The 23,505-nt window shown below is 53.0% G+C and carries 19 protein-coding genes and 1 tRNA gene; 4 read left to right on the top strand and 16 right to left on the bottom strand.

All coding sequences use genetic code 11. The features are described 5' to 3' along the window. Positions 1 to 11: 11 nt before the first annotated feature. The 7 genes from GNG26_RS15390 to GNG26_RS15360 all read right to left on the bottom strand — a co-directional run bounded on the left by GNG26_RS15390 (position 12) and on the right by GNG26_RS15360 (position 8,339). On the bottom strand, positions 12 to 1,634 hold the full coding sequence (locus GNG26_RS15390) for a fimbrial protein (protein WP_197080101.1): 1,623 nt from the start codon (positions 1,632 to 1,634) through the stop codon (positions 12 to 14). After that, positions 1,627 to 4,164, bottom strand: a complete 2,538-nt coding sequence (locus GNG26_RS15385) for a CS1-pili formation C-terminal domain-containing protein (RefSeq protein ID WP_156239402.1) — start codon at positions 4,162 to 4,164, stop codon at positions 1,627 to 1,629. The genes GNG26_RS15390 and GNG26_RS15385 overlap by 8 nt, the downstream gene beginning before the upstream one ends. An 8-nt stretch (positions 4,165 to 4,172) precedes the next feature. After that, on the bottom strand, positions 4,173 to 4,850 hold the full coding sequence (locus GNG26_RS15380; RefSeq protein ID WP_103824987.1) for a hypothetical protein: 678 nt from the start codon (positions 4,848 to 4,850) through the stop codon (positions 4,173 to 4,175). A gap of 76 nt (positions 4,851 to 4,926) precedes the next feature. Continuing rightward, positions 4,927 to 5,508, bottom strand: a complete 582-nt coding sequence (locus tag GNG26_RS15375; RefSeq protein ID WP_114314412.1) for a common pilus major fimbrillin subunit EcpA — start codon at positions 5,506 to 5,508, stop codon at positions 4,927 to 4,929. Between the two features lie 674 nt (positions 5,509 to 6,182). Continuing rightward, positions 6,183 to 6,259 (bottom strand) — tRNA-Pro (locus GNG26_RS15370). A gap of 72 nt (positions 6,260 to 6,331) precedes the next feature. Then, positions 6,332 to 8,092 carry an LPS biosynthesis-modulating metalloenzyme YejM gene (gene yejM / locus GNG26_RS15365; protein WP_103824989.1) on the bottom strand — a complete coding sequence of 587 codons (1,761 nt, stop codon included), beginning with the start codon at positions 8,090 to 8,092 and terminating at the stop codon, positions 6,332 to 6,334. Positions 8,093 to 8,111: 19 nt separating this feature from the next. Beyond that, complete coding sequence (locus GNG26_RS15360) at positions 8,112 to 8,339, bottom strand: YejL family protein (RefSeq protein WP_032612681.1); 228 nt, start codon at positions 8,337 to 8,339, stop codon at positions 8,112 to 8,114. A gap of 134 nt (positions 8,340 to 8,473) precedes the next feature. Here GNG26_RS15360 and yejK point away from each other — a divergent pair, with 134 nt between their 5' ends. After that, the gene (gene yejK / locus GNG26_RS15355) at positions 8,474 to 9,481 is read left to right on the top strand and encodes a nucleoid-associated protein YejK (RefSeq protein WP_156239401.1); all 1,008 of its coding nucleotides are present in this window, start codon (positions 8,474 to 8,476) and stop codon (positions 9,479 to 9,481) included. 51 nt (positions 9,482 to 9,532) lie between these two features. Here yejK and rplY read toward each other — a convergent pair whose 3' ends face one another. Together rplY and GNG26_RS15345 are read right to left on the bottom strand one after the other, a co-directional pair. Next, entirely contained in the window at positions 9,533 to 9,817 is a 285-nt protein-coding gene (gene rplY, locus GNG26_RS15350; protein WP_103824991.1) for a 50S ribosomal protein L25, read from the bottom strand. A 125-nt stretch (positions 9,818 to 9,942) separates the two neighbouring features. Next, entirely contained in the window at positions 9,943 to 11,703 is a 1,761-nt protein-coding gene (locus tag GNG26_RS15345; protein ID WP_156239400.1) for a DEAD/DEAH box helicase, read from the bottom strand. Between the two features lie 151 nt (positions 11,704 to 11,854). Here GNG26_RS15345 and rsuA point away from each other — a divergent pair, with 151 nt between their 5' ends. From rsuA to GNG26_RS15330, 3 genes are all read left to right on the top strand, one after another. Beyond that, positions 11,855 to 12,562 carry a 16S rRNA pseudouridine(516) synthase RsuA gene (gene rsuA, locus GNG26_RS15340; protein WP_103824993.1) on the top strand — a complete coding sequence of 236 codons (708 nt, stop codon included), beginning with the start codon at positions 11,855 to 11,857 and terminating at the stop codon, positions 12,560 to 12,562. A 15-nt stretch (positions 12,563 to 12,577) separates the two neighbouring features. Beyond that, complete coding sequence (locus GNG26_RS15335; RefSeq protein WP_156239399.1) at positions 12,578 to 13,774, top strand: Bcr/CflA family multidrug efflux MFS transporter; 1,197 nt, start codon at positions 12,578 to 12,580, stop codon at positions 13,772 to 13,774. Positions 13,775 to 14,106: 332 nt separating this feature from the next. Continuing rightward, complete coding sequence (locus GNG26_RS15330; protein WP_103180374.1) at positions 14,107 to 14,451, top strand: YejG family protein; 345 nt, start codon at positions 14,107 to 14,109, stop codon at positions 14,449 to 14,451. Between the two features lie 3 nt (positions 14,452 to 14,454). Here GNG26_RS15330 and yejF read toward each other — a convergent pair whose 3' ends face one another. From yejF to GNG26_RS15295, 7 genes are all read right to left on the bottom strand, one after another. Then, entirely contained in the window at positions 14,455 to 16,044 is a 1,590-nt protein-coding gene (gene yejF / locus GNG26_RS15325; RefSeq protein WP_156239398.1) for a microcin C ABC transporter ATP-binding protein YejF, read from the bottom strand. 1 nt (position 16,045) lies between these two features. After that, complete coding sequence (locus GNG26_RS15320; protein WP_156239397.1) at positions 16,046 to 17,071, bottom strand: ABC transporter permease; 1,026 nt, start codon at positions 17,069 to 17,071, stop codon at positions 16,046 to 16,048. Next, on the bottom strand, positions 17,071 to 18,165 hold the full coding sequence (locus tag GNG26_RS15315) for a microcin C ABC transporter permease YejB (RefSeq protein WP_114314418.1): 1,095 nt from the start codon (positions 18,163 to 18,165) through the stop codon (positions 17,071 to 17,073). The genes GNG26_RS15320 and GNG26_RS15315 overlap by 1 nt, the downstream gene beginning before the upstream one ends. 9 nt (positions 18,166 to 18,174) lie before the next feature. After that, positions 18,175 to 19,980 (bottom strand): extracellular solute-binding protein, encoded by a 1,806-nt coding sequence (locus tag GNG26_RS15310; protein ID WP_156239396.1) that lies wholly within the window; start codon positions 19,978 to 19,980, stop codon positions 18,175 to 18,177. 75 nt (positions 19,981 to 20,055) lie between these two features. Then, positions 20,056 to 21,612, bottom strand: coding sequence for a cyclic di-GMP phosphodiesterase (locus tag GNG26_RS15305; protein WP_156239395.1), 1,557 nt, complete (start codon positions 21,610 to 21,612; stop codon positions 20,056 to 20,058). A gap of 181 nt (positions 21,613 to 21,793) precedes the next feature. Further along, the gene (mepS, locus tag GNG26_RS15300) at positions 21,794 to 22,363 is read right to left on the bottom strand and encodes a bifunctional murein DD-endopeptidase/murein LD-carboxypeptidase (protein WP_103180364.1); all 570 of its coding nucleotides are present in this window, start codon (positions 22,361 to 22,363) and stop codon (positions 21,794 to 21,796) included. A gap of 404 nt (positions 22,364 to 22,767) precedes the next feature. Then, the gene (locus GNG26_RS15295) at positions 22,768 to 23,493 is read right to left on the bottom strand and encodes a phosphatase PAP2 family protein (protein ID WP_114314420.1); all 726 of its coding nucleotides are present in this window, start codon (positions 23,491 to 23,493) and stop codon (positions 22,768 to 22,770) included. Positions 23,494 to 23,505 lie beyond the last annotated feature (12 nt).

The raw sequence follows: 23,505 nt of genomic DNA, 5'->3' as shown, positions 1-23,505 counted from the left end.
GCGCACCAGGCTTAAGATGAACGATCGACGCCCACCCAGGTTGCCGTCGCCTTGATCTCCCCGCTGGCGCTCACGGTGCCCATCCAGTCCTGGCCAGAGAGCGTAAATTGCGAGCGAGAGTCGTTCATAGGGAAGATCAGCTTAATATTTGCTCTGTAATAAAATGAATCATCGAGATTGGCGTTCCACGCCGTTTGTACCCAATTGGCACGAGTAATATTGATCGGCGCGTCCGAGCAGCTGTTTCGCTTCGTAATGGTGGCTCCCGTATTACTGGTGAACGAGATATAGGCCGGAACCGGCACCTTCAACGTTTCATCGGCAGAGGTAAACACGCAGTACGGGATGCGCTGAATGGTTGCGCTCTCGCCGACGACCTGGACGGTAATGCTGTCGGCCTGACGCGGGGCCGATGTGGTAATACGGTACTCAAACTCAATGGGCTTATCACTGTCAATTTTGCCAGACTGTTTAGGATTCGCCTTTTCGTCTGCTGAAACAATGCTAATACCATACTCTTTGGGAACGATATTCAGCGTCGTCGAGGTCGTGAATTGATAGTAACCCGACTCGGGTGTGTTGCTGTTATAAAAGTTTAGGGTAAAAATATTGTCATTGGCACTAATACTTGTCCCCGCCTTAACCATTTTTTGGAAAAAGCTATCTGAGATAAAGGCATAGACATAATCACCACCATTGGTGAAAACGTTGCTATATACAGTATTCGTATTGAAGTTATACCATTTGTTGGCATCGCCGCTGTATTTTACGTCTGCCACGGCCGGGCTAAAACCAAGCTTCGAGTTATCAATTATCATCTTGAAATCAAGCGAATTGATTTTTTGGGTTTCTTGCAGGGAGTAAGCGGCCATCTTACAAATCAGCCCTCTGACGTTGCTGACCACCCCCACCTGGCAATATTCAGAACCAATGTTTACACTCGGTGTACCGTCGCTGGCGATCCAGACTTCCGCCAGGGCGCCCGTGCTCTGGAGCCTGAGATGGCCCAGTTTTGTGGCGTTAAATATACGCTTGTGCCAGTAGCCAGTGCTAAGGGTATTACAACGCTCGCCTGCAGCGTAGTCGTAGTCCGTGTCACTGTAGCAGTAGTTCAGCTCAAAGCTATCCTGCGATCCAACCGGCTGATCCTTAAAGTAATTATATGCTGCTGGACTAAATGAAGCAAAACCATACGAGCCATTAGATAAGCTATTACCGGCACGAGCGTGATAAAAGCCGCTGTTGTCCCTGGCGCCCGCCTCGAGATAGCCTGTAGAGGGGCATGTCCCGCCGTTCTGGAGACGACAGCGGATCCCCATTAAGGGACCATTAATGGGGGAATTATCAATCCACATATCCACCCAGGTATTAGTTTCATGCCAGCCAACGACGCCCATATACCCCATACTATCCTGGTTGGTTTTATACTTGGTCCAGGTATTTGCGCCCGTAAAGCGGGGATCGAGGGAAGATGAAGTCAGAAAATATTCATTATCGACGTTGTTCTCAATAAACAAATAGGAGTTAGAGACAGCTGCCTCATTATACATATGAACTGCGTACGCGGCCCTGGAATTTAAAAATGTAATAGCAAGGCTGAAAATAATAAGTGCTAACGTCTGTCTGTTAAACATTAGGCTGCGCTCCTTTATTAGATGCTGACTGAACCTGTGGATGGCACGGAATATCACCCATCCATACGGCGCCACGCGCTTTGGTCAGTTCAAGGTCGGCTTCGCAAACGCCGCCCTGCTGGTCAATTAACGTGATGACCGGGTAGCGCTTGTCTACATCCATGGCAAACTCGCCCTGATCATTGGTTGTCGTTTTGCCAATGTGGTTACGAATATTGACGTTGGAAAAAGCTTTGCCGTTAAGGTTTTTCATACGGCCAAATACGGTGACCAGCTGCTTGACTTCAGGCGTAATTACGCTGACGTTACCTGGATACAGCACGACATTACTGCGACGCCCGCGGACAATCTCTACGCTATCCATAGAGTTTTTGTCGTTCATTAGCTCAACTTTATATTCAGCGTAAGCGGGGAGGCTGATGTAATTACTTTTACCGGTGAGAGGGTAATTGTGGCCATTAATTTGCGCCGTCATTTGACCTTCTTCCGCGAAGTTAGTTTTGATAATAATACCGGAATTATCCGTACCTTTACCGAGGTTAACACCCTCTTTCGTCCACGCAACGCTACCCTGAGAGTTGAGGGTCAGGTTGGTGTTATTATCTGAAGAGCGTGTTGCCGAAACGGTTCCGGTATTGTATTTCGTATCATAAGAGGCATAACCGTTGATGTCGAAATCGTCAGACTGGTAGCTATTGCTATCACTCTCGTCACCGCCGCTAATACGCTTCGACACTGATGCCCCAACCTGAGTAATTGGGCTGTTGTCAAAACTTTTACGGAGAGTTGCGTTCGCCAGCGTAGCGCCATTTTCACTGGACATGCCAGTACTTAACCAGGTTGAAAGCGGTAAGCTTAAATCCAGGTTAATGTATTTATCGCTGACGTTACCGTTATCACGATAAGAATAGCGCTGGATACCGGTGCGCATCGTGAGCGTGGCCCAACGGTTATTATAAAGCGACTGGCTGTAATCTACGTTAGTGTAATCATTATTGTTGTATTTATCCTTTGAGTAGCTAACGGAGAGACTCCCTAACCCCGGAATAAACGTGTTCAGATTGGTGCTGGCGCCAATAGTTGTATAGTCACTTTTGTACATCGGCAGTTTATCGCCTATATGGCTAAACTGGCGCGATGCCCAGATATTGCCGTAACCGCCCGGAAGAGCAAAGTTCAGCGTACTGATGCTCTGCCAGCTGCTGTCTGTTGCCAGCAGCAGTTGCTGGTTTGCGCTGAAGAGATCGTTAAACTCGACGTTAATTTCCGACTCATTGACGCCATTGTTGTCAAAACCATAAAGGGTGGATTTAATATTTACGCCGGATAATATAGGTAGCCGCGTTCCCAATGCTGCGCCGGCGACCCAGGTATCTTTTTCACCATAATCGATGTTGTCATGGTCACGATAATCCATCTTATTGTATTTAAGCATGCCAGAAAATAGCTGCCAGTCGATAAGACCCGTCACGCTTGATTCGCGCGCAAACGTTTTGTTGATTTGCGTGGTTCGGTAGCTAACCTCTTTGCCGTTCACTATCACAGACACGTCAACATTGTAGACACCAAACGGTAGCTTAGAGGTGTCAACCTCATAGCTGCCCATTGAAAATTGTTGAATGCTGAGCAGCTTACCATTACGCGTAATATGTACCTCGCCTGCGGCAGGTAAAAACACGGTAATAGGTACCAGCGTTAAGGTATTATCTTCAATTCGGGTGCTGCTTTTATTGCCAAGGCTAACCCCGTAAATGCGGCTGGAATTCAGCGCGCTCATGCTGGCTATCGACTGCAGGTTCCACGTATCCACCATCCCTGCGGCAACACGCATCCCCTGATAGTCGCGCTCATACATTGCGCGATACAGCTCGCTTTTATTATCTTTGGTACCAACACCATAAACAGAACCGTTAAGGTTTACATGGTGCTCGCGCAGCGACGTAGAGTTATCCAGAGTGATATAACTGCTGCCGTTGTTATCCTCGTCGTACTGGCTGTAATAACTCCCAACACTGTAGTTAAGAATGTTAGAAAGCTGATCTGAAGATGATTCGCCCAGTATATTGGTGCGCGGTATTATTGCCGCGTCCATCGCCTCTCTGCTGACCAGCAGTTCAAGATAAAACGAACGGGTATCCAGAATGATAGAGGCGTCATTATTGAGCTGGAGTCGATTCCCATCGTTAAATTTAGCGTCCTTCAACTCGCTGATAACAGTTTTAAGCTGAGAAGCCAGCTCCGTTCTGTTTGGCAGGTCAGAAAGCGTGATCTGATTGATAACAAAAACACCATCGCTAACTGAGATGATTGCATCAGCGATTTTTTGACGACTGGGGGCTACTGCCTTTTCACCATCATATCGTATAAAAACGGGGATCGTCATGCCCTGCTGAAGAGCATAGGCGAAAGCAGCAGGGATGACTTGATTATTAACCTGAAGAGGTACGGCAGAATTTGCTGGTAAAGCAACAACAGCGGACAACATGAGCCCGCAGAATACAGATCCCTTATTTAAATCCGACTTATCCATAATAGTCTCTATTTTGCGTGAATTAACTGCTCACCATGCCAGATGCCAATACGGGTCATTTTATTGTTGAGATCGGTATGTTTTATTTTTACGCTGAGCCCAGGCATTAAATTATATCTTTCACGGCAGCCCTTTCCGTCATCCTTCTTTTTATCTTTACAAGGGCCATAGGAAATAACACGGAAAGAAACGTTGCCTGTGTTGGTTATCTCGCCACCCTGGCGCTTATAGTCGAAGTGCTCTTTACGTGGTGCAACAACCAGAATGGTACCAATGACTGCTGAGGTGGTCGCCTGACCGAGCTTGCTTTCTTTGGTGCCGTCAAATTCTGAGATGGGTTCATCAGTCCATGACAGGCGATAATAGCGCTCTTTATCATCGGCTGGTCCGTTATAAATGAAACGGAAGTTTTCTTTGGCATAGCCGGGTAATATTAAACTTGCTGGTGTTGAAAGTAATTCGGACCGGTCTGCCATTGGAATGATTTTGCCATCAGCCATCGGGGAGGATAGTCTTTCAACTTTAACGGTAACGAATCGCGCAGCCTCGGTGTTATTCTCAATTTCTTTTGCCAGGCTATTATTTTTTGAGGTAATTATTGAGGTGACATCCCCAACGTTAATTGCCTGAGCAGGAAACACAATTGCCAGAGATAACGCAGCCGCGCAAAGATAACTTAATTTCATGGGGTATCCTTACATTAAAAGGAGACTAATAGTCTCCTTGTCTCTTTCCATTAGAGGGGTACTGCGGGGGTAATAATTAAGCGGTAGTCCACACTGCGTTGAACTGTACCTTAACGTCGCCGCTCCAGTAGCCGTCGTTCAGATCGGCGAACTCAACTTTGCTGGTGCCGTCGCTGGTTGCAGAGTCGATACCAAAGGTGAAGTTACCCTGAGTAGAAGTACGATCTTTACCTGCGTAAGCAGTGCTTACAGCCAGTGCGTCCAGACCTGCAGAGACGTTATTAGCAGTATCGATCAGTTTTAAAGCTTCGGTTTTGCTCAGAGCCTGGCCATTCCATTTAATACCTACGTCCAGCGTAGAGGTATCAGTAGCGCGGCTCAGGGTGTTGGTCACGATCTGAGAGGTCAGCAGGAAGTCGGTGGCACCAGACTGGCCTTTAATAGTGATGTCGAAAGCGCCATTCTGGGTGTTAAACGCCTGAATGCCTTCTGCATACTGGAAAGAGAGAGATTTGAGTGGGGTCACAACCAGTGCGCTGGTAGTATCTTTAGTTGCGCTTGCATCCCAGGTAGCGGTAGCGGAAGCAGTCACATCTGCCATAGCGTTAGAGCAAACAAAAGCGGCAGCGATGCAACCAGCTAACATTAATTTTTTCATCTTTTATTCCTTTAGTGTATTAATCCGTTATGGTGGAGCAGTCTTATTCACCTGGCGTAATAAGTCGTCAGCAATCTTATATATTAAGTGAATATTCGCAGTGAACTGGGAATATTATATTGCCGGGAGTTTCCGTTTAGTGAATTACATTCAAACGTCTCATGTTTCGAATGTGAGGCTAGTTTAATGAGTAGGTATTTGTTTGTACAGGCGATTAATTGAATTCAATTTTTAATTAAAATGACTGCCATGCCAGTGTTTATTAAACCATTAGCGCAGCGAATGTATTACAGGTTCGTCTAATAAATTTGATGAATGAATTTATCCGATACATATTATATTCTTATCTTTCACGGGAAGGTATATCGTAAGTGTTTAAGTAAAAAGGGTGTTGATTACGGACTTTTATTACAGATTTTCTTAACTGTTTATTTTTTCTGGCTTAAAAGGCGTGCTTTAATCGGTTCGAGTTATAATTGTTTTTAGTGATTTAAGTAGATTTACTGCCACTCGCCTGCATTTTTTTGATGATTAGACGCTTTTCGCTCTCAAATCCAACCGAAGGTGGCTAAAAAACAGGCAAGTCAGGTATGGCGCACCTGCCTGGCATGATGCTCCCGGGTGGACGACACAAAAAAAAACCAACCGCGAAGGTTGGTTTTTTGAGGAATTTTTGGTCGGCACGAGAGGATTTGAACCTCCGACCCCTGACACCCCATGACAGTGCGCTACCAGGCTGCGCTACGTGCCGACACGTGAAATTCATACTACCTATTTCCGCATTTATTGCAAGGGTGGTGCAGGCTAACTGATTAATATTAAATCAGTTAGCAATAAACCGTTTCTCATCCGTCAGCACCTGTAGCAGCAGGCTTAACTGCGGCGTCTGGTCGTTGAGTTTCTCACCCTGCGGATTATAGGTTTTGTAATTACCGTTGCTGTTCAGCACCAGCGTCAGGGTTGGCGTTGTGACGGCCAGCGTGTTGTTGCTGGCAGCCGTCACCCAGTTATGACGACGCGTTGCGCTGAACAGATCCTGACCCTGGGAATACTCATTAGCTGGCGTGCTGACGTGGAGCAGACGCTGCATCAGGGTCGTCATCACATCTTTATGATCGGTCAGCATGTTAATGCGCTGCGACGGCGTACCAGGCCAGTGGATCACCAGCGGAACATGCAGGCGAGGGCGCGCCCAGTCGACATCGTTGCGCTCGCTGCCCAGCGGTACGCCATGGCCAGCGGTGATCACCACCACGGTATTCTCCAGCTTGCCAGATTCCCGCAGCGCGTCCAGCACCCGGGCAATCTGGGTATCGACATTGCCTGCGGCCTGCGCGTAGCGGCGGTTGAAGGTTTTCTGGTTACTGTCATCCAGCGTCGTGCCGTTCAGGGCAACCCAGGAGAACCAGCGGTTGTCGTCCTGGGCATAACGGTGCAGCCAGCTGATCCACTGCCCGGCGGTCTGTTCGTCGGACTGGCTCTGCGTGGTCGGCAGTGAGAAGTCGGACAGCAGCGCCTGGCGATAGAGCGGACTGCTGAAACCATCTGAAGAGAACAGCCCCAGCTGATAGCCCTGCTGGTTGAGCCCGGTAATGAGCGCGGCAGGGATACGCGATGACAGCACGCCGTCCATATAGCCTGGTGAAATACCGTAGAACAGGCCAAAGATCCCGGCATCGGTCGAGTTACCGGAGCTCATATGCTGGGTAAAGCTGATGTTCTTCTCGGCGAACTCCGCCAGCGCCGGCATCTGTTTCTCAAAGCGCGAGTAGTTCAGACCGTCGACAGTGATCAGCAGAACGTTTTGTCCCTGACCCATGTCACGGTAGCGCAGATCGCTGAGCGGATACTGCACCGATACCGCTTCAGGATCCCCTTGTTCAATCAGGCGGCGCTGATACTCTTGCGCATCCAGCAGACCGTGTTTCTCAAGGAAGCGACGGGCGGTCATTGGATAGGAGAGCGGCAGGTTCGCGCGCTGCATGGTGATGGGGCGGTAGAAGTTGGCGTCCGCCCAGATATACATAAAGTGCGAGCCAATAAAGGCCACAAAAAAGAGGGCGGCCACCGGTTTGGCGTAGCGACGGCGCCGCGTCAGGCTGCGCAGTTTTTGCCAGCTCCAGGTGGCAAACAGCATCTCAATCAGCAGGATAATCGGCACGCTGATGAACATCAGCTGCCAGTCGCGCGCCGTTTCGTTCTGGTCGGGATTGATCACCAGTTCCCAGACGACGGGATTAAGATGCAGGTGAAAACGGGTAAAGACTTCGCTGTCGATAAGCAGCAGCGTCATGCCTGCGGTGGCGAGGATAGCGGAGATAAACCGCATCAGTCGCTGCGACATGACGATGAACGTCAGCGGGAAGAGGATCAGTAAATAGGTGGAGAACACCAGAAAGCTGAAATGGCCAATGACGCTTATCCAGGAGTAAACCCGTCCGGCAAGCGTCGTCGGCCAGTCGGCGACAAACAGATAACGACTGCCAAGCACCATCGCCAGCAGAATGTTAAACAGGGCAAACCAGTGCCCCCAGCTAACCATCTGGGAGACTTTTTCACGGTAGCGCTGACGATTCGTCACCATAAACTGTCGTTCGTTTCCCTTAGTGCGCCTGGTCGTCGTTAACCGAAGACTGTAAGGCCTGAGCGAAAGATTTCGCGATCGCCTGGCGCTGGGCCGGCGCAACGCTGGTATTGATAAGGTTAGTCACCATATTTCCCAGAACCATCAGGGAAAGGTCGGTCGGTGCCTTATGTTTTTCCAGTACGTTGAGCAGCTCACTGAGCATTTGTTCAACGTGTTCATCACTGTAGCGGGAGAGTTGTGGCATAAATCGAAATCTGTTTGTGGAGGAAAGGGCAACATATTACCGTAGCAACAGCTTTTTTTCCCCTTTTTTATCTTCGGTTGCATACATGACTGGGGGGTGGTTGAATACGGCCCGGTCTAAAAGGAGAGTTTAACATGAGTCTGGATATCAACCAGATTGCCCTGCACCAGCTTATCAAGCGTGATGAGCAAACCCTTGAGCTGGTGCTGCGCGATTCGTTACTGGAACCGACGCCTACCGTTGTTGACATGATGGCGGAGCTGCATCGGGTATACAGTGCCAAAAACAAAGCCTACGGCCTGTTCAGCGAAGAGAGCGAACTGGCGCAGGCGCTGCGCCAGCAGCGTCAGGGTGAAGACGATTTTCTCGCGTTCAGCCGGGCCGCCACCGGCCGCCTGCGCGATGAGCTGGCAAAATACCCCTTTGCCGATGGTGGCATCGTCCTGTTCTGCCACTACCGTTACCTGGCGGTCGAGTACCTGCTGGTGGCGGTGCTGAACAACTTAAGCAGCATGCGCGTCAACGAGCAGCTGGATATCAGCTCGACCCACTATCTGGACATTAACCACGCGGATATTGTGGCGCGTATCGATTTGACCGAATGGGAAACCAATCCTGAATCCACCCGCTATCTGACCTTCCTGAAAGGCCGGGTAGGGCGCAAGGTGGCCGACTTCTTTATGGATTTCCTCGGCGCCAGCGAAGGGCTGAATGCCAAAGCGCAGAATAAAGGCCTGCTGCAGGCGGTGGATGACTTCACTGCAGAAGCCGAGCTGGACAAAGCGGAACGCCAGAACGTGCGCCAACAGGTTTATGCCTACTGCAACGAACAGCTGCAGGCGGGCGAAGAGATTGAACTGGAATCGCTCTCCAAAGAGCTGGCGGGCGTCAGCGAAGTGAGCTTCCAGGACTTTACGGCAGAGAAAGGCTACGAGCTGGAAGAGAGCTTCCCGGCGGATCGCAGTACCCTGCGTCAGCTCACCAAATTTGCCGGTAGCGGCGGTGGATTAACCATCAACTTTGATGCCATGTTGCTCGGCGAGCGCATTTTCTGGGATCCGGCGACCGACACGCTGACCATTAAAGGCACTCCGCCAAATCTGCGGGATCAGCTGCAGCGTCGCACCTCTGGCGGCAAATAACGGCCATAAAAAAACCCCGCAATGCGGGGTTTTTTTTCGACAAGTTTGCGATTACGCGCGAACGAAGTCGATGTGAGTCAGTTTTGGCTTGAAAGCGTGACGCTGTACTGCCTGAGCTTTAACTTTCTCTTCTTTACCGTCAACAACGATGGTCAGAACTTCGCTGTAGAACTCAGCTTTGTCCTGCAGGTTCCACAGTTTGTCGTGGTCCAGTTCGATTGCGACAGGAGCAGCTTCGCCGCCATAGATGATGGCCGGGAATTTGTTAGCTGCGCGCAGGCGGCGGCTCGCACCCTTACCCTGCTCTTTACGTACTTCTGCATTGATAGTGAACATTGATTTCTCTCTGTATAAAAAATCCTGCTACAGGCGACCCAGCAACAGGTGAGTGTTCTGCCTCACGGATGTGAAGCGGGCGGCATTTTATACTCAAATGGCTTTCACATCAATGAAAAGTCCCGCTATCCCCGCAATTCATTGGCACGGCGGAAGCGGCCCTCATAATCAAACACTTTTTCTCGCACCTGCCAGAACTGCCCTTTTTTTCGCGCCACTACAAAATCCGGGTGACGCAGTAGCGGCTGTTGATGAACGATATCCGCCGCGGTGATCCAGCGCAGCGGTACGCCGGGCGTACGGGTGTGCGGGCGGATAAACAGTTGTTCAAAGGCGGTACGCTGGGCGGGCGTGTGCAAACGGAAGCGCTCACTTACATCGGCGCCATCTTCATCGTAATAGGTGATTTTCAGCCATTCGCCTTTATCATCGGCACCGTGTGCCAGCGCCATTCCACTGCAGCGCAGCACCAGGGCGTCCTTCAGCTTCAGGGCCGCTTTCAGCATATCGTCGGGATCGACCAGCACCGCATCGCACGTGCGGCAGCGGCGGGCGGCGATATCGTTTTCGGCGTTGCACTGGGGGCAGTTTTTAAAGCGGAAGCGATAGTCACACTGTTCGCGATGGCCCTCGTCATCTTCAAACCAGCCCTGGCAGCGACGGCCAAAGTGTTCAATTAGCGTGCCGTCGGCGGTGGTTTTACCCCAGAAGGTATTGGCAAAGCCGCAGGCGGGACAAAACACCTGTACCGGCACGTTGTCACTTTTGCCTTTTGGCGCACCTACTTCCGGGGCATACAGGTCATGCGGGTTCCCGGCATAATCCAGGATCAGGCAGTCGGTTTTACCGGGGGCCAGTCGCAGGCCGCGGCCCACGATCTGCTGGTAAAGGCTGACGGATTCGGTCGGGCGCAGAATGGCGATCAGATCCACGTGCGGGGCATCAAAGCCGGTAGTAAGCACTGACACATTAACCAGATAGCGGAACTGCTGCGCCTTAAAATCCTCAATCAGCCGGTCGCGCTCGCTGCCCGGCGTTTCGCCGGTGATAAGCCTGGCCTCGCTGGCAGGCAGCAGGCCGGTGATCTCCCGGGCGTGCTCCACGGTGGCGGCAAAAATCATCACCCCTTTGCGCGTGGCGGCAAACTCCATGATCTGGCTGATGATATGGGGAGTGATACGATCCTGCTTTTTCAGCTCGCGGTTGAGATCCGCCTCGCTGAACAGGCCGTTGCTCTGCACCTGTAACCGGCTGAAATCATACTGCACCACCGGCATATCCAGCCGCTCCGGTGGGGTCAGGTAGCCATGTTTGATCATGTAGCGCAGCGGCAGCTCGTAAATGCAGTCGCGGAACAGCGCATTTTCATTGCCGCGCACCATGCCATGGTAATGGAAGCGATAAATCCAGCCCTTACCGAGGCGGAACGGCGTGGCAGTGAGCCCCAGCAGGCGGATCTGCGGATTCACGCTCTTCAGGTGAGTTAAAATCTGCTGATACTGGCTATCATCATCATCGCTGATGCGGTGGCACTCATCCACGATCAGCAGCGAGAATTCGCTCTGAAACTTGTCCAGATTGCGCGCCACCGACTGCACGCTGCCAAAGACCACTTTGCCGTGGCTCTCTTTGCGCTGTAGGCCAGCCGCAAAAATATCAGCCTCCAGACCCAGCGCCAGATATTTGGCATGGTTTTGCGCCACCAGCTCTTTGACGTGCGCCAGCACCAACACGCGGCCCCGGGCCAGGCGCGCCAGCTCGGCGATCACCAGGCTTTTGCCCGCGCCGGTGGGCAGGACAATGGCCGCCGGTTCTTTATGCTGACGAAAGTGGGCGAGGGTAGCGTCCACGGCTTCTTGCTGGTAAGGGCGAAGTGTAAAGGTCATGGGGTCTCGGTTTGGTTATCTCGCTCATATTATGCCACGAAACTTTTTCCCTTGAGTGGCGCACAGAGCCCGTTATACTTGGCTGTTCCTGACTGCTTCTTTTCCGGACGCATTGTCCGGCTCCTGGCACCTTTAAGGCTTAAAATATTTCATGCGACTTGATAAGTTTATCGCTCAGCAACTCGGCGTAAGCCGCGCTATTGCCGGGCGTCTGATCCGCGCCAACCACGTTACCGTGGAGGGTGATATTGTGCGAGACAGCGCGTTCAAACTCCAGCCTGACCATCAGGTTGAGTACGAAGGCAATTCGCTGACGCAGCAGAATGGCCCGCGCTACTTCATGCTCAATAAACCGCAAGGCTATGTCTGCTCTACCGACGATCCCGACCATCCCACCGTGCTCTATTTTCTCGATGAGCCGGTCGCCCACAAGCTGCATGCCGCCGGGCGTCTGGATATCGATACCACCGGCCTGGTGCTGATGACCGACGACGGTCAGTGGTCACACCGGATCACCTCGCCGCGCCACCATTGTGAAAAGACCTATCTGGTGACGCTGGAAAATCCGGTGAGCGACAGTACAGCAGAGCAGTTCGCCCACGGCGTTCAGCTGCATAATGAAAAAGATCTGACCAAACCTGCCGTGCTGGAAGTTATTACCCCAACCGAGGTGCGTCTGACCATCAGCGAAGGGCGCTATCATCAGGTGAAGCGCATGTTTGCTGCCGTGGGAAATCACGTTGTCGGTCTGCATCGCGAACGGATCGGGGCTATCGCTCTCGACCCGGACCTTGAGCCAGGCGAATACCGCCCGTTAACGGAAGAAGAAATTGCCAGCGTTGGCCTCTCTTCACGCTAATTTCAGGAGTTAATTGTGACCACCAGGCCACACTCGTCGTTCAGCATTGTTTTTATTCTTGGCCTGCTGGCCATGCTGATGCCGCTGTCTATCGACATGTATCTGCCTGCACTGCCGGTGATCGCCGAGCAGTTTGGTGTGCCGGCAGGCAGCGTACAAATGACCCTCAGCAGCTATATTCTCGGTTTTGCCCTCGGTCAGCTGCTTTACGGGCCAATGGCCGACAGCCTGGGGCGCAAACCGGTGGTGCTGGGCGGCACGCTGGTGTTCGCTGGCGCGGCGATGGCCTGCGCGATGGCGCAGTCCGTCGATCACCTTATTGTGATGCGTTTCTTCCACGGCCTGGCGGCTGCGGCGGCAAGCGTGGTCATCAATGCCCTGATGCGCGATATCTACCCGAAGGAGGAGTTCTCCCGCATGATGTCATTCGTCATGCTGGTGACCACCGTCGCGCCGCTGGTGGCGCCAATGGTCGGGGGGGCGGTGCTGGTCTGGTTTAGCTGGCACGCCATTTTCTGGATCCTGGCGCTGGCGGCCCTGCTGGCCTCGGCAATGATCTTCTTCTTTATTAAAGAGACCCTGCCTGCACAACACCGGCAGAAGTTTCATATTCGCACCACGCTTGGCAACTTTGCCTCGCTGTTTCGCCATAAGCGCGTGCTGAGCTACATGCTGGCCAGCGGTTTCAGCTTTGCCGGCATGTTCTCATTCCTCAGCGCCGGGCCGTTTGTCTACATTGAACTTAACCATGTCTCACCGCAGCAATTTGGCTATTATTTCGCGCTGAACGTGGTATTCATCTTCGTGTTGACGATGATCAACAGCCGCTTCGTGCGCCGGGTAGGGGCACTGAATATGTTCCGCATCGGGCTGTGGATCCAGTTCGTGATGGCGGTGTGGATGGTGGTGACCGCTTACTTTGATTTCGGATTCTGGGCGCTGGTGATCGGTATTGCGGCGTTTGTTGGCTGTATATCGATGGTCTCGTCCAACGCAATGGCGGTCATCCTCGACGAATTCCCACATATGGCTGGTACCGCCTCTTCACTGGCGGGGACTTTCCGCTTTGGTATTGGCGCCATTGTCGGCGCGCTGCTTTCACTGGCGACGTTTAACAGCGCCTGGCCGATGCTCTGGTCAATTGCGCTGTGCGCCACTGGCTCAATTCTTTTCTGCCTTTACGCGAGTCGGCCAAGAAAATCGGTGAACTGATGCACAAAAAAGGGCTCTGTCGGAGCCCTTTTTTGATACAGGTCAACCAGGATGTGGTTCACTCACCTCATGTTTGTTTCTTTTATGTAAAATCTATTTGTGTAAATAGTCACAGCTTTGTAGTTAAAAAGGTTGTGTTAGATCACAGAAACGGGTACATATAGCGCCGCTACAACCCTGAAACACCGCCAGAAAGCCCTGAAAAACAAGACGTCTGAACCCATAAATCCTGGATGTAAGCGTTTTCTTACTAAAAACAGAGCAGGCGGTTAATGTTGTGTTACTATAAATGTAAATAGATTGTGAAGTAAATTTGCTTCCGGGGAATAAACGTGAATACATTACAGCTCTCAATTGTGCATCGCTTGCCGCAGAGCTATCGCTGGTCGGCGGGTTTTGCAGGCTCGAAAGTTGAACCGATTCCGCAAAGCGGAACAACCCCTGATAACTGTCTGGTGGCGCTCAAACTGCTGAGCCCGGAAGAGGGCAACGCATGGCCGCTGATGGAAAAACTGAGCCAGGCGCTGACGGACATTGAGCTTTACAGCTCGGTACTGGAGTGCGAAGGCGAGCCGTGCCTGTTCGTGAAAAGCCAGGATGAGTTTGCGGCAACCTGCCGCCTGAAAAACGTCGGCGTGGCTATCGCCGAGCCTTTCTCTGGCCAGAATCCTTTCTGAGCGTCAGCGTAACGCTAACAGCTGACGCGTATACTCCTGCGTCGGCGCGGCAAAGACGCGCTGACAGTCTCCCTGCTCGACCACCTCTCCCTGACGTAACACAATCACCTGGTGACATAGCGCACGTACCACCTGCAAATCGTGGCTGATGAAAATATAGGCCAGACGGTGTTTTCGCTGTAAATCTTTCAACAGCGCCAGGATCTGCGCCTGAACGGTTTTATCGAGGGATGAGGTCGGCTCATCCAGAATTATCAGCTCCGGGCGCAAAATCAGCGCGCGGGCAATGGCGATCCGCTGCCGCTGGCCGCCGGAAAAGGCGGCGGGGTAACGATGCCGGGTCTGCGGGTCGAGCCCCACTTCGCCCATTACCCGAATGACCTCCTCTTCACGCGCTTGCAGGCTAAGATCGGGCTGATGCACCCGCAGCCCCTCCTCAATGATCTGCTGAACGTTGAGGCGCGGGTTAAGAGAAGAGTTAGGATCCTGAAAAACCACCTGCATCCGGTGGCGGACGGGTAACATCTGGCGGCGATCCCACTCATGCAGGGGCTTGTCGTCAAACAGGATCTCCCCCTTTGAGGCGATCAGGCGTAACAGCGCCAGCCCGGTGGTGCTCTTGCCGGAGCCGGACTCACCCACCAGCCCCAGGGTCTCACCCGGGCGCAGGGTAAAGCTGACGTTGTTCAGCACCTGCTTGTTATCCACCACCCGGCGCAGGATGCCTTTACGTAGCGGAAACGCCACCGAGAGATCCTTCACCCGCAGCAGCGGCTGAACATCTTGCGGCAGTGGGATGGGATCCCCTGCGGGCTCGCTGTTGAGCAGGCGTTGGGTGTAGGAGTGCTGCGGTGCGGCAAGCAGCGGCGCGGCGCGGTTCTGCTCCACGCAGCGACCGTTCTGCATCACCGCCACCTGGTCGGCCAGCTTTCTCACAATGCTGAGATTGTGGGTAATAAACAGCAGGCTCATGTTCAGCTCGTCGCGCAGCTCGCGTAACAGCTGCAGGATCTGCGCCTGCACCGTAACATCCAGCGCGGTGGTGGGCTCATCGGCGATGAGCAGCTCCGGACGGGTCAGCAGCGCCATGGCAATCATCACCCGCTGGCGCTCACCGCCCGAAAGCTGATGCGGGTAATCGGCAAGCCGTTTTGCAGCGTTGCGGATCCCGGTGCGTTCGAGGCAGTCCAGCATCTCTCCCCGGGCGGCCTCTTTACGCATCCCGCGGTGCAGGGAGAGCACCTCGTAAAGCTGTTTTTCAAGGGTGTGCAGCGGATTCAACGACACCATTGGCTCCTGGAAGATCATGGCGATCTTATTCCCGCGCACCCCGCGCAGCGTGCGCTCGTCAGCATGCAGCAGGGACTGGCCGTGAAACAGGATATCGCCCTGGGGATAGACCACCGGCGGGGCGGGGAGCAGACGCAGGATCGACAGGGCAGTGACGCTCTTCCCGGAACCCGACTCGCCAACCAGCGCCAGCGTCTCGCCGGCGTCAATTTTCAGGGAGATATCATTCACCACGGTGCGCAGCTCGTCCTGCTGGCGAAAAGCAACGGAGAGCGCGTCGATGTGAAGTAAAGGCTGCGTCATCTTAAACCGCCTTATTCGGGTCGAAGGCATCGCGTACCGCTTCGCCAATAAAAATCAGCAAGGAGAGCAGTACAGCAACGGAGAGGAAAGCGGTGATCCCAAGCCATGGCGCCTGCAGGTTATTTTTGCCCTGCAACAGCAACTCCCCCAAGGAAGGCGAGCCCAGCGGCAGGCCGAAGCCGAGAAAATCGAGCGAGGTGAGGGTAGTAATAGAACTGCACAGAATAAATGGCAGGAAGGTGAGGGTGGCGACCATCGCATTAGGTAACATGTGGCGGAAAATGATCCCGCGATCGCTCACCCCCAGCGCCTGGGCGGCGCGAATGTAGTCGAAGTTGCGGGTGCGCAGGAACTCCGCCCGCACCACGCCTACCAGGGCCATCCAGCCAAACAGCACTGTGATAGCCAGCAGCCACCAGAAGTTAGGCTGCACCACGCTTGAGAGCAAAATAATTAAAAACAGTGTTGGCATGCCGGACCAGACTTCGATAAACCGCTGTCCCCAGAGATCAATTTTGCCGCCGTAATAGCCCTGGATCGCCCCGGCCAGCACCCCCATGACGCTGGAAAACAGGGTCAGCAGCAGGCCAAACAGTATGGAGATGCGGGTACCGTACAGAATACGCGCCAGCACATCGCCGCCGTTGGCATCGGTACCCAGCCAGTTTTGTGCCGAGGGTGGCGACGGGAACGGTGTGGTAGTGGCAAAGTTAATGCTGTTGGCGCCAAAGCGGACCGGCGTCCAGAGCACCCAGCCGTGCTCCTTTAATTGCGCCTGTAGCCACGGATCCTGATAATCCGCCGCGGTAGCAAAGGGGCCGCCAAAGTCGCTCTCGCTGTAATCCTTGAAAACCGGCACGTACCAGCGATCGTTAAAGTGCACCAGCAGCGGTTTGTCATTGGCGATGATCTCCGAACAGAGGCTCAGCGCAAAAAAGAGGGCGAAGATCCACAGCGACCAGTAGCCGCGGCGGTTGTGACGAAAGCGAGCCCAGCGGGCCTGGTTGACGGGGCTTAAGCGCAGCATCAGCGACCCTCAAAATCAATACGCGGATCGACCAGCGTATAGCAGATATCACTCAGGATATTCAGCAGCAGGCCAATCAGAGTGAAAATATAGAGCGTGCCAAACATCACCGGATAATCCCGCGAAACGGTGGCCTCATAGCCGAGCAGTCCCAGGCCGTTGAGGGAGAACATCACCTCAATTAACAGGGAACCGGTAAAGAACATGCTGATAAAGGTGGCCGGAAAACCGGCGATCACCAGCAGCATGGCATTGCGAAAAATATGTTTCCACAGGATGCGTCGCTCACTCACCCCCTTGGCGCGGGCGGTGACCACATACTGCTTGCGGATCTCGTCAAGAAAGGCGTTTTTGGTCAGCATGGTCAGGGCCGCAAAGCCGCCGATCACCGTCGCCAGCACCGGCAGGGTAATGTGCCACAGGTAGTCAGTTATCTTTTTGTACCACGGCAGGCTGCTGAAATCGGTCGAGACCAGCCCGCGCAGCGGGAAGAGATCGAAGTAGCTTCCCCCGGCGAAAAAGACAATCAGCAGGACGGCAAACAGAAACGCCGGGATCGCATAGCCAATAATAATGAAGGTGCTGCTCCAGATATCGAACCGGCTGCCGTTATCCATCGCCTTACGAATACCTAACGGAATGGAGACCAGATAGATGATCAGCGTCCCCCATAGCCCCAGAGTAATGGAGACCGGCAGGCTCTCTTTAATCAGATGCAGCACCGAGGCGCTGCGGAACAGGCTGTCGCCAAAATCGAAGCGCAGATAGTCGCCCAGCATTTTGAAGTAGCGCTCATGGATCGGTTTGTCGAAGCCGTACCGCTGGGTGATCTCAGCGATCACCTCCGGATCGAGCCCGCGCCCGCCGCGATAGTGGCTCTCATTGATATTGCCGACCCCGGTGCGGGCGTGGCTGGCGCGCATGCCCGCATCGCCTCCGCCGGGCATCGTCCCGCTGTTACCGAACTCGATGGCGGCAATGGCCTGATCCACCGGGCCGCCCGGAGCAATCTGCACGATAAAAAAGTTGATGGTGATGATCGCCCACAGGGTGGGGATCACCAGCAGTAAACGACGAAGTAAATATGCGCCCATTGCGATCCCTTAACGCCGTTCGGCGGGTAATTTCGCCGCTTTGTTAACGTCATACCACCAGGTATCAAACCCGAGAGAATAAACCGGGCGCTGGGCGGGAAGGGCGAACTTATCCCAGCGGGCGACCCTGTCTTCCCCCATAAACCACATTGGCAGCATGTAATAGTTCCAGGTCAGTACCCGATCCAGCGCCCGGCCAAGCGGTACCAGTCTGGCTTTATCCCCCTGCGCGGCGACGATTTGCGCAATCAGGTTATCCACCGCCGGGTTTTTCACCCCCGGTGAATTGTAGGTGGAATCAATGTACTGAGAGGCCCAGGAGATTTGCAGATCGCTGCTCGGCCACGGCATGGCCCGCCACAGGCGCGGCATCATATCGTAATCGCGGTTGCGCATCCGGTTGGTGAGCTGTGAATTATCCACCTGACGGATATTCAGGGTAATGCCCAGCCGCGCCAGGTTGTGCTGGAACGGCAGTACCCACTGATTGTTGCCGCCGGAGGCCAACAGCAGTTCAAAACTGAGCGGTTTGCCGGTTTGCTTATTGACCCGCTGCTTATTTCGGATGACCCAACCCGCCTCGTCCAGCAGCTGGCTGGCTTTCAGGAGATTGTTACGATCAAAGCCGTCGCCTTTCGAGACGGGGGGCTGAAAGCGAGTCGTAAACACTTCCGGGGGAACTGCATTTTTTAATGGGCCGAGGAGCGTCAGCTCCGCGGCATCCGGGTAGCCCTGGGCGGCATACTCGGTATTCTGGAAATAGCTGTTGGCACGGCTGTAGGCACCATAAAAGAGCGCCTTGTTCATCCACTCAAAATCGAAGGCGAGGGTAAGGGCCTGGCGCACGCGGCGATCGGTAAATACCGGGCGCTGAATATTAAATGCCAGCCAGCGCGTGTCCTGCGCGGAATCATTTTTCAGCGCCTCTTTCACGATAAAGCCGCGATCAAAGTTTTTTCCGCTGTAGCGTGTGGCCCAGTTTTTAGCGCTGCTCTCGACCCGCATATCAAAGGCACCCGCTTTAAAGGCTTCGAAGGCCACGTTGTCATCCAGATAGTAGTCGTAGCGCAGGGTGTCGAAATTCCAGCGGCCCCGGTTTACCGGCAGGTTTGCCGCCCAGTAATCTTTTACCCGGGAATAAATCACATATTGGCCCATCCGCCAGCTGGTGATGCGATACGGCCCGCCAGCCAGCGGTGGGGTGGAGAGCGGGTCGCTGAGCTTATGATCTTTCCAGAACTTTTCCGGCATTACCGGCAAGGTGAGCAGGCTCAGCATGTCCTCTTTATTAGGACTGGCAAGGGTAATGCGCACCGTCAGCGGCGCGATGGCGGTCACCGTCGCCCCTTTGTAGACCAGCCGGAACTGGGGGACGCCCTCGGTCATAAATTTATGGAAGGTGAAGGCGACATCGCTGGCTTTGACCGGCGTACCGTCGTGAAACCGCGCCAGCGGGTTGATGGTCAATTCCATCCAGGAGAAATTATCGGCATAGCGGGCGGTCTCAGCTACCAGCGGATAATAGCTGCCGGGCTCGTCGTCTGACGTGGTAAAGAGGGTATCGTAGAGGGCGTCGGTTCTTTCTGCCGCCACGCCGCGCAGGGCATAGCGGTTGAAATTATCGAAGGTGCCATTTGCCGCCAGGGTCACAGCGCCCCCTTTTGGCGCGGCGGGATTGACGTAATCGTAGTGATCGAAATTGATGGCATATTTTGGCTCGCCAATAACCGCAAAGGCGTCGCTCTCTTTAATGGTTTGCGCCTGACTGAACCCGCTTATCAACGCCACCATCAGCACCACAATGCGCACTATCATTACGCTACGTTTTCCTTATCTGTTCTGCCCGGGCAAGATATCAGAATAATAAGTGACGTAGCGGTGGTTGGGCAATTATTCGCTATCAAGGTGAATATCAGGTTGCCAGTTCAGGAACTGCTCCAGGGGCAGGGGCCGGCTTATCCAGTAGCCCTGCAGCAGATTGACGTCGTGATCGCGCAGCCACTTCGCCTGCTCGGGGGTTTCAACACCTTCGGCGACGGTCACCATATTCAGCCGCCGGGCCAGGGTCAGCACCGCATCCAGTACCGGGGAGGTGACAGTTTCCATCCCGATAGCATTCACGAAACCCCGGTCGATTTTGAGGTAGTCCATGGTAAAACGCTCAAGGTAGATCAGGGCGCTGTGTCCGGCGCCGAAATCATCCACCGCGATTTCAAAACCTTCCAGATGCAGCCACTCAAACAGCTTTGTCGCTTCCCGTTGATTGAGCATGTCGCGCTCGGTAATTTCGAGCACAATCTGGAAATGATCCGGCGGCAGCGAGGCGGCAAACTTGCGCATGTCATCTTTAAAGCTGTCGGCGTGCAGGTGACCTGGCGAAATATTAATGCCCAGCTTGGAGCCTGGCGGCAGCCGTTTCGCTAATGCCGGTGCATCGCGCAGGATCAGGTCGAAAAGGTGCAACGTCAGCGGCACAATCAGTTGCTGGGCCTCTGCGAAGTTAATAAAGGCATCCGGCGGGATCGCCCCCGCGCCGGGATGCTGCCAGCGCATCAGCACCTCCACGCCCCGCATCTGCAAATCGCTGGCACCCACCACCGGCTGGTAGACCACATGAAACTGATTCTGCTTAATGCCGGTGAGGATCTCTTTCCGCGGGTTGGCGCGCATCATCAGCCAGTAGAAGCAGAGCACCCCGACGCTGGAGCCGCACAACAGACCAAACAGCAGTGCGAAGACCAGATCTTCCATCGTCCAGCTTTCGGCGTAGAGATTAACGGTGAGCGGCAGTCCTTCAATTTTGCTTGAGCGCGCAGGGCGCTCTTTCAGCTCCGAAACGTGGGTGATGCGGTTTGAATAGGTGGAAAAAACCGTATTGCCAATGATCAGGGAAATACCGGCAAACTCATCCTGGCGAGCGGTATAAAGCAAATAAGGGGTCAGGTTGAGGTTAATAGAGGTAAATATCCCGCCATCTTTCATCAGCAGATTACGATGCCACAACACAATGGCCGGTTTTTTCGGCATCATTGGCGTACCCGGCAGCAGGGCCATATCTACCGCTTTAGTTGCGTCAATTTCCGGCACCAGTTCGCTGAGCGCGACATGCATCGGCCCGGTTGCTGATGAGCAGAAGGCCATTTTATCTTTCACCAGCAGAAAGGCGCGGACGTTCAGGCTGAATGACGCGCGGGAGGTGAGTTCAGAGCGTACATCCGGGCACTCGCTGAGCGTCAGCGGCTGTAATTCATCAACAGAAACGCGCAGCTCTTTAAAATAACTTTCCATGTAGTCATGGAGGTCTTTAATCAGGTTATCGTATTTTACTTCGCGTTTATGGTAACTGAAAAAAAACTGCATACCGCCGCAGAGCAGGGCGACGATAAGAGCCGAAAGTACGCTGAGCATCAGCACCTTTCGGCGGGAAGATAAATGGCGGGTAAACATAAATGTTATGGGATCCTGATTTGCCGCCCGCATTATCATGACGGCTAAACTCACGCAACAACAAAACTATAGCCTGGAACGAGCCGTCCAGACTTATCGCGTCCTGCGATAAAAAAAAAGCACTGCCATAGCAGTGCTTTTTTCCATGCTGTCAGTCAAGGGAAACGGACAGCACAGGCGGTTAACTGCGAGTCAGTACACGACGCGCTTCATTGTAGCGTTTTTTCCAGTATGGCTCGTTCATACTGGAGATCGTCACACCACTGCTGGTGGACGCGTGAACAAACTGGTCGTTACCAATATAGATGCCGACATGACGGCCGGTTGAACCCGCACGGAACAGAACTAAATCGCCGGTACGTAAGCTATTACGCGAAATCGATTTGCCCATCTCCTGTTGTTCATAGGTTGAACGCGGAAGTTCTAAACCAAACTGTTCGCGGAAGGTACGCTGTACGAAACCGGAACAATCAATGCCTTTACGTGTTTCGCCGCCCAGGCGATAGCGCACGCCCTTCCAGCTGGCATACTGGTCCATTAATCGGGATTTGATATCCAGATTGCTGACCATCTTTTCAAATTCATCCTGAGAAGCTTGCAGTGAAGAGGCGTCTTCTGACCCCACAACACGCGTCTCAGGATGCATATTCTTTGCGGTGTTCGATGCGCTACAAGCTGAAAGCAGAACCGCGACTGCAATCGCCGGGATTACCCGTGAGAAGTATCTCAAGATCGGTTGAGATTTGACCATGTTGTTTATTTTCCCTTGAAGTCCTTAACGACAAATATCGTTATAAAAAATGCCAAGCGAGACGAGACTAAATACCTGCGCACTAACAGACAATTCTTTATGGTCAAATCTGTGGCGAATCGCACAAATTTATTTACAACGATAATAATTGTGGCGCTGAGGTAAAACGAGTCTGAGATTACCTGATTGAGACAGGTATTGCGAGTAAAAATACTCAATTTTTTTATAAGGAAATATGATAGTAAAAGTAACTTGACGGGAACGTGGTCAGACAGGGTGATTTAGGTTAAGTAATGTACAACGCGTTAATTTCTAACGTTATTAATGTGACAGGAAGATGACAAAGAAGATGAAATCGAGGGAAAAATCTATCAGGGATCGGTTATGATCCCTGATGGTTATTGTTAATTTCGGTTAGTAACTTGTTTCGATTTTGTTGTATTGCCGGGCAGGTAACGATTAAAGAAGGCGATTAAACGCTCACTCAATGGCGTCATCAGGCACCACGGAAGCCCAATCAACGCCACAGAAAGGGATCCAACGGCAATATCAGTGAACCAATGCGCACCGATCATTACTCGAGGGAATGCGAAAACCACAAAAATAATCAGGGCTAATACGAAAGTCTTATGGCCGAAATAACGCCACATAAAAGCGCTGAAAATAAGCAGCATCATTCCGTGATCGCCTGGGAAACTGTCTTTAGAGGCATCTTTTGTCGAAATATGCAGCAATTCACTGACGCGGTAAATATCCGGGAAAAATAGCGTCGGACTTGAGCGTTTCACCGGTATTAGGGCCTGCGCCAGCTGGTTCAGCACCACCGCGGTCAGTAGCATCACCAGGCCAATCATCAGAATACGTCGGCGCCCGGCGGGACTCTCTTTTCGCCAGAACGTCAGCATCAGATAACCCATCGCCAGCAGCGAGCAGCCGTCAAAGGCACGGTTATTGGTAATTGCTACCAGCCACAGGAAGGCGCGGTTCTCTCCCAGTTGCCGGTTAAAGAAGTGGAATATCCCGCTATCCAGCGGGAACCAGAAACCGTGGTTGACCGGCAGATACCAGGATAAAAAGAGCGCCACACCGGCGACATTAAGCAATAAAATGGGGAAAAGTCGGGTTTTCATCATTACGCCGTA

The sequence above is a fragment of the Leclercia sp. J807 genome, assembly GCF_009734465.1.
GTDB lineage: Bacteria > Pseudomonadota > Gammaproteobacteria > Enterobacterales > Enterobacteriaceae > Enterobacter.
The sequence above is the reverse complement of the archived record's forward strand: the minus strand, read 5'-3'. Positions and strand labels throughout refer to the sequence as shown.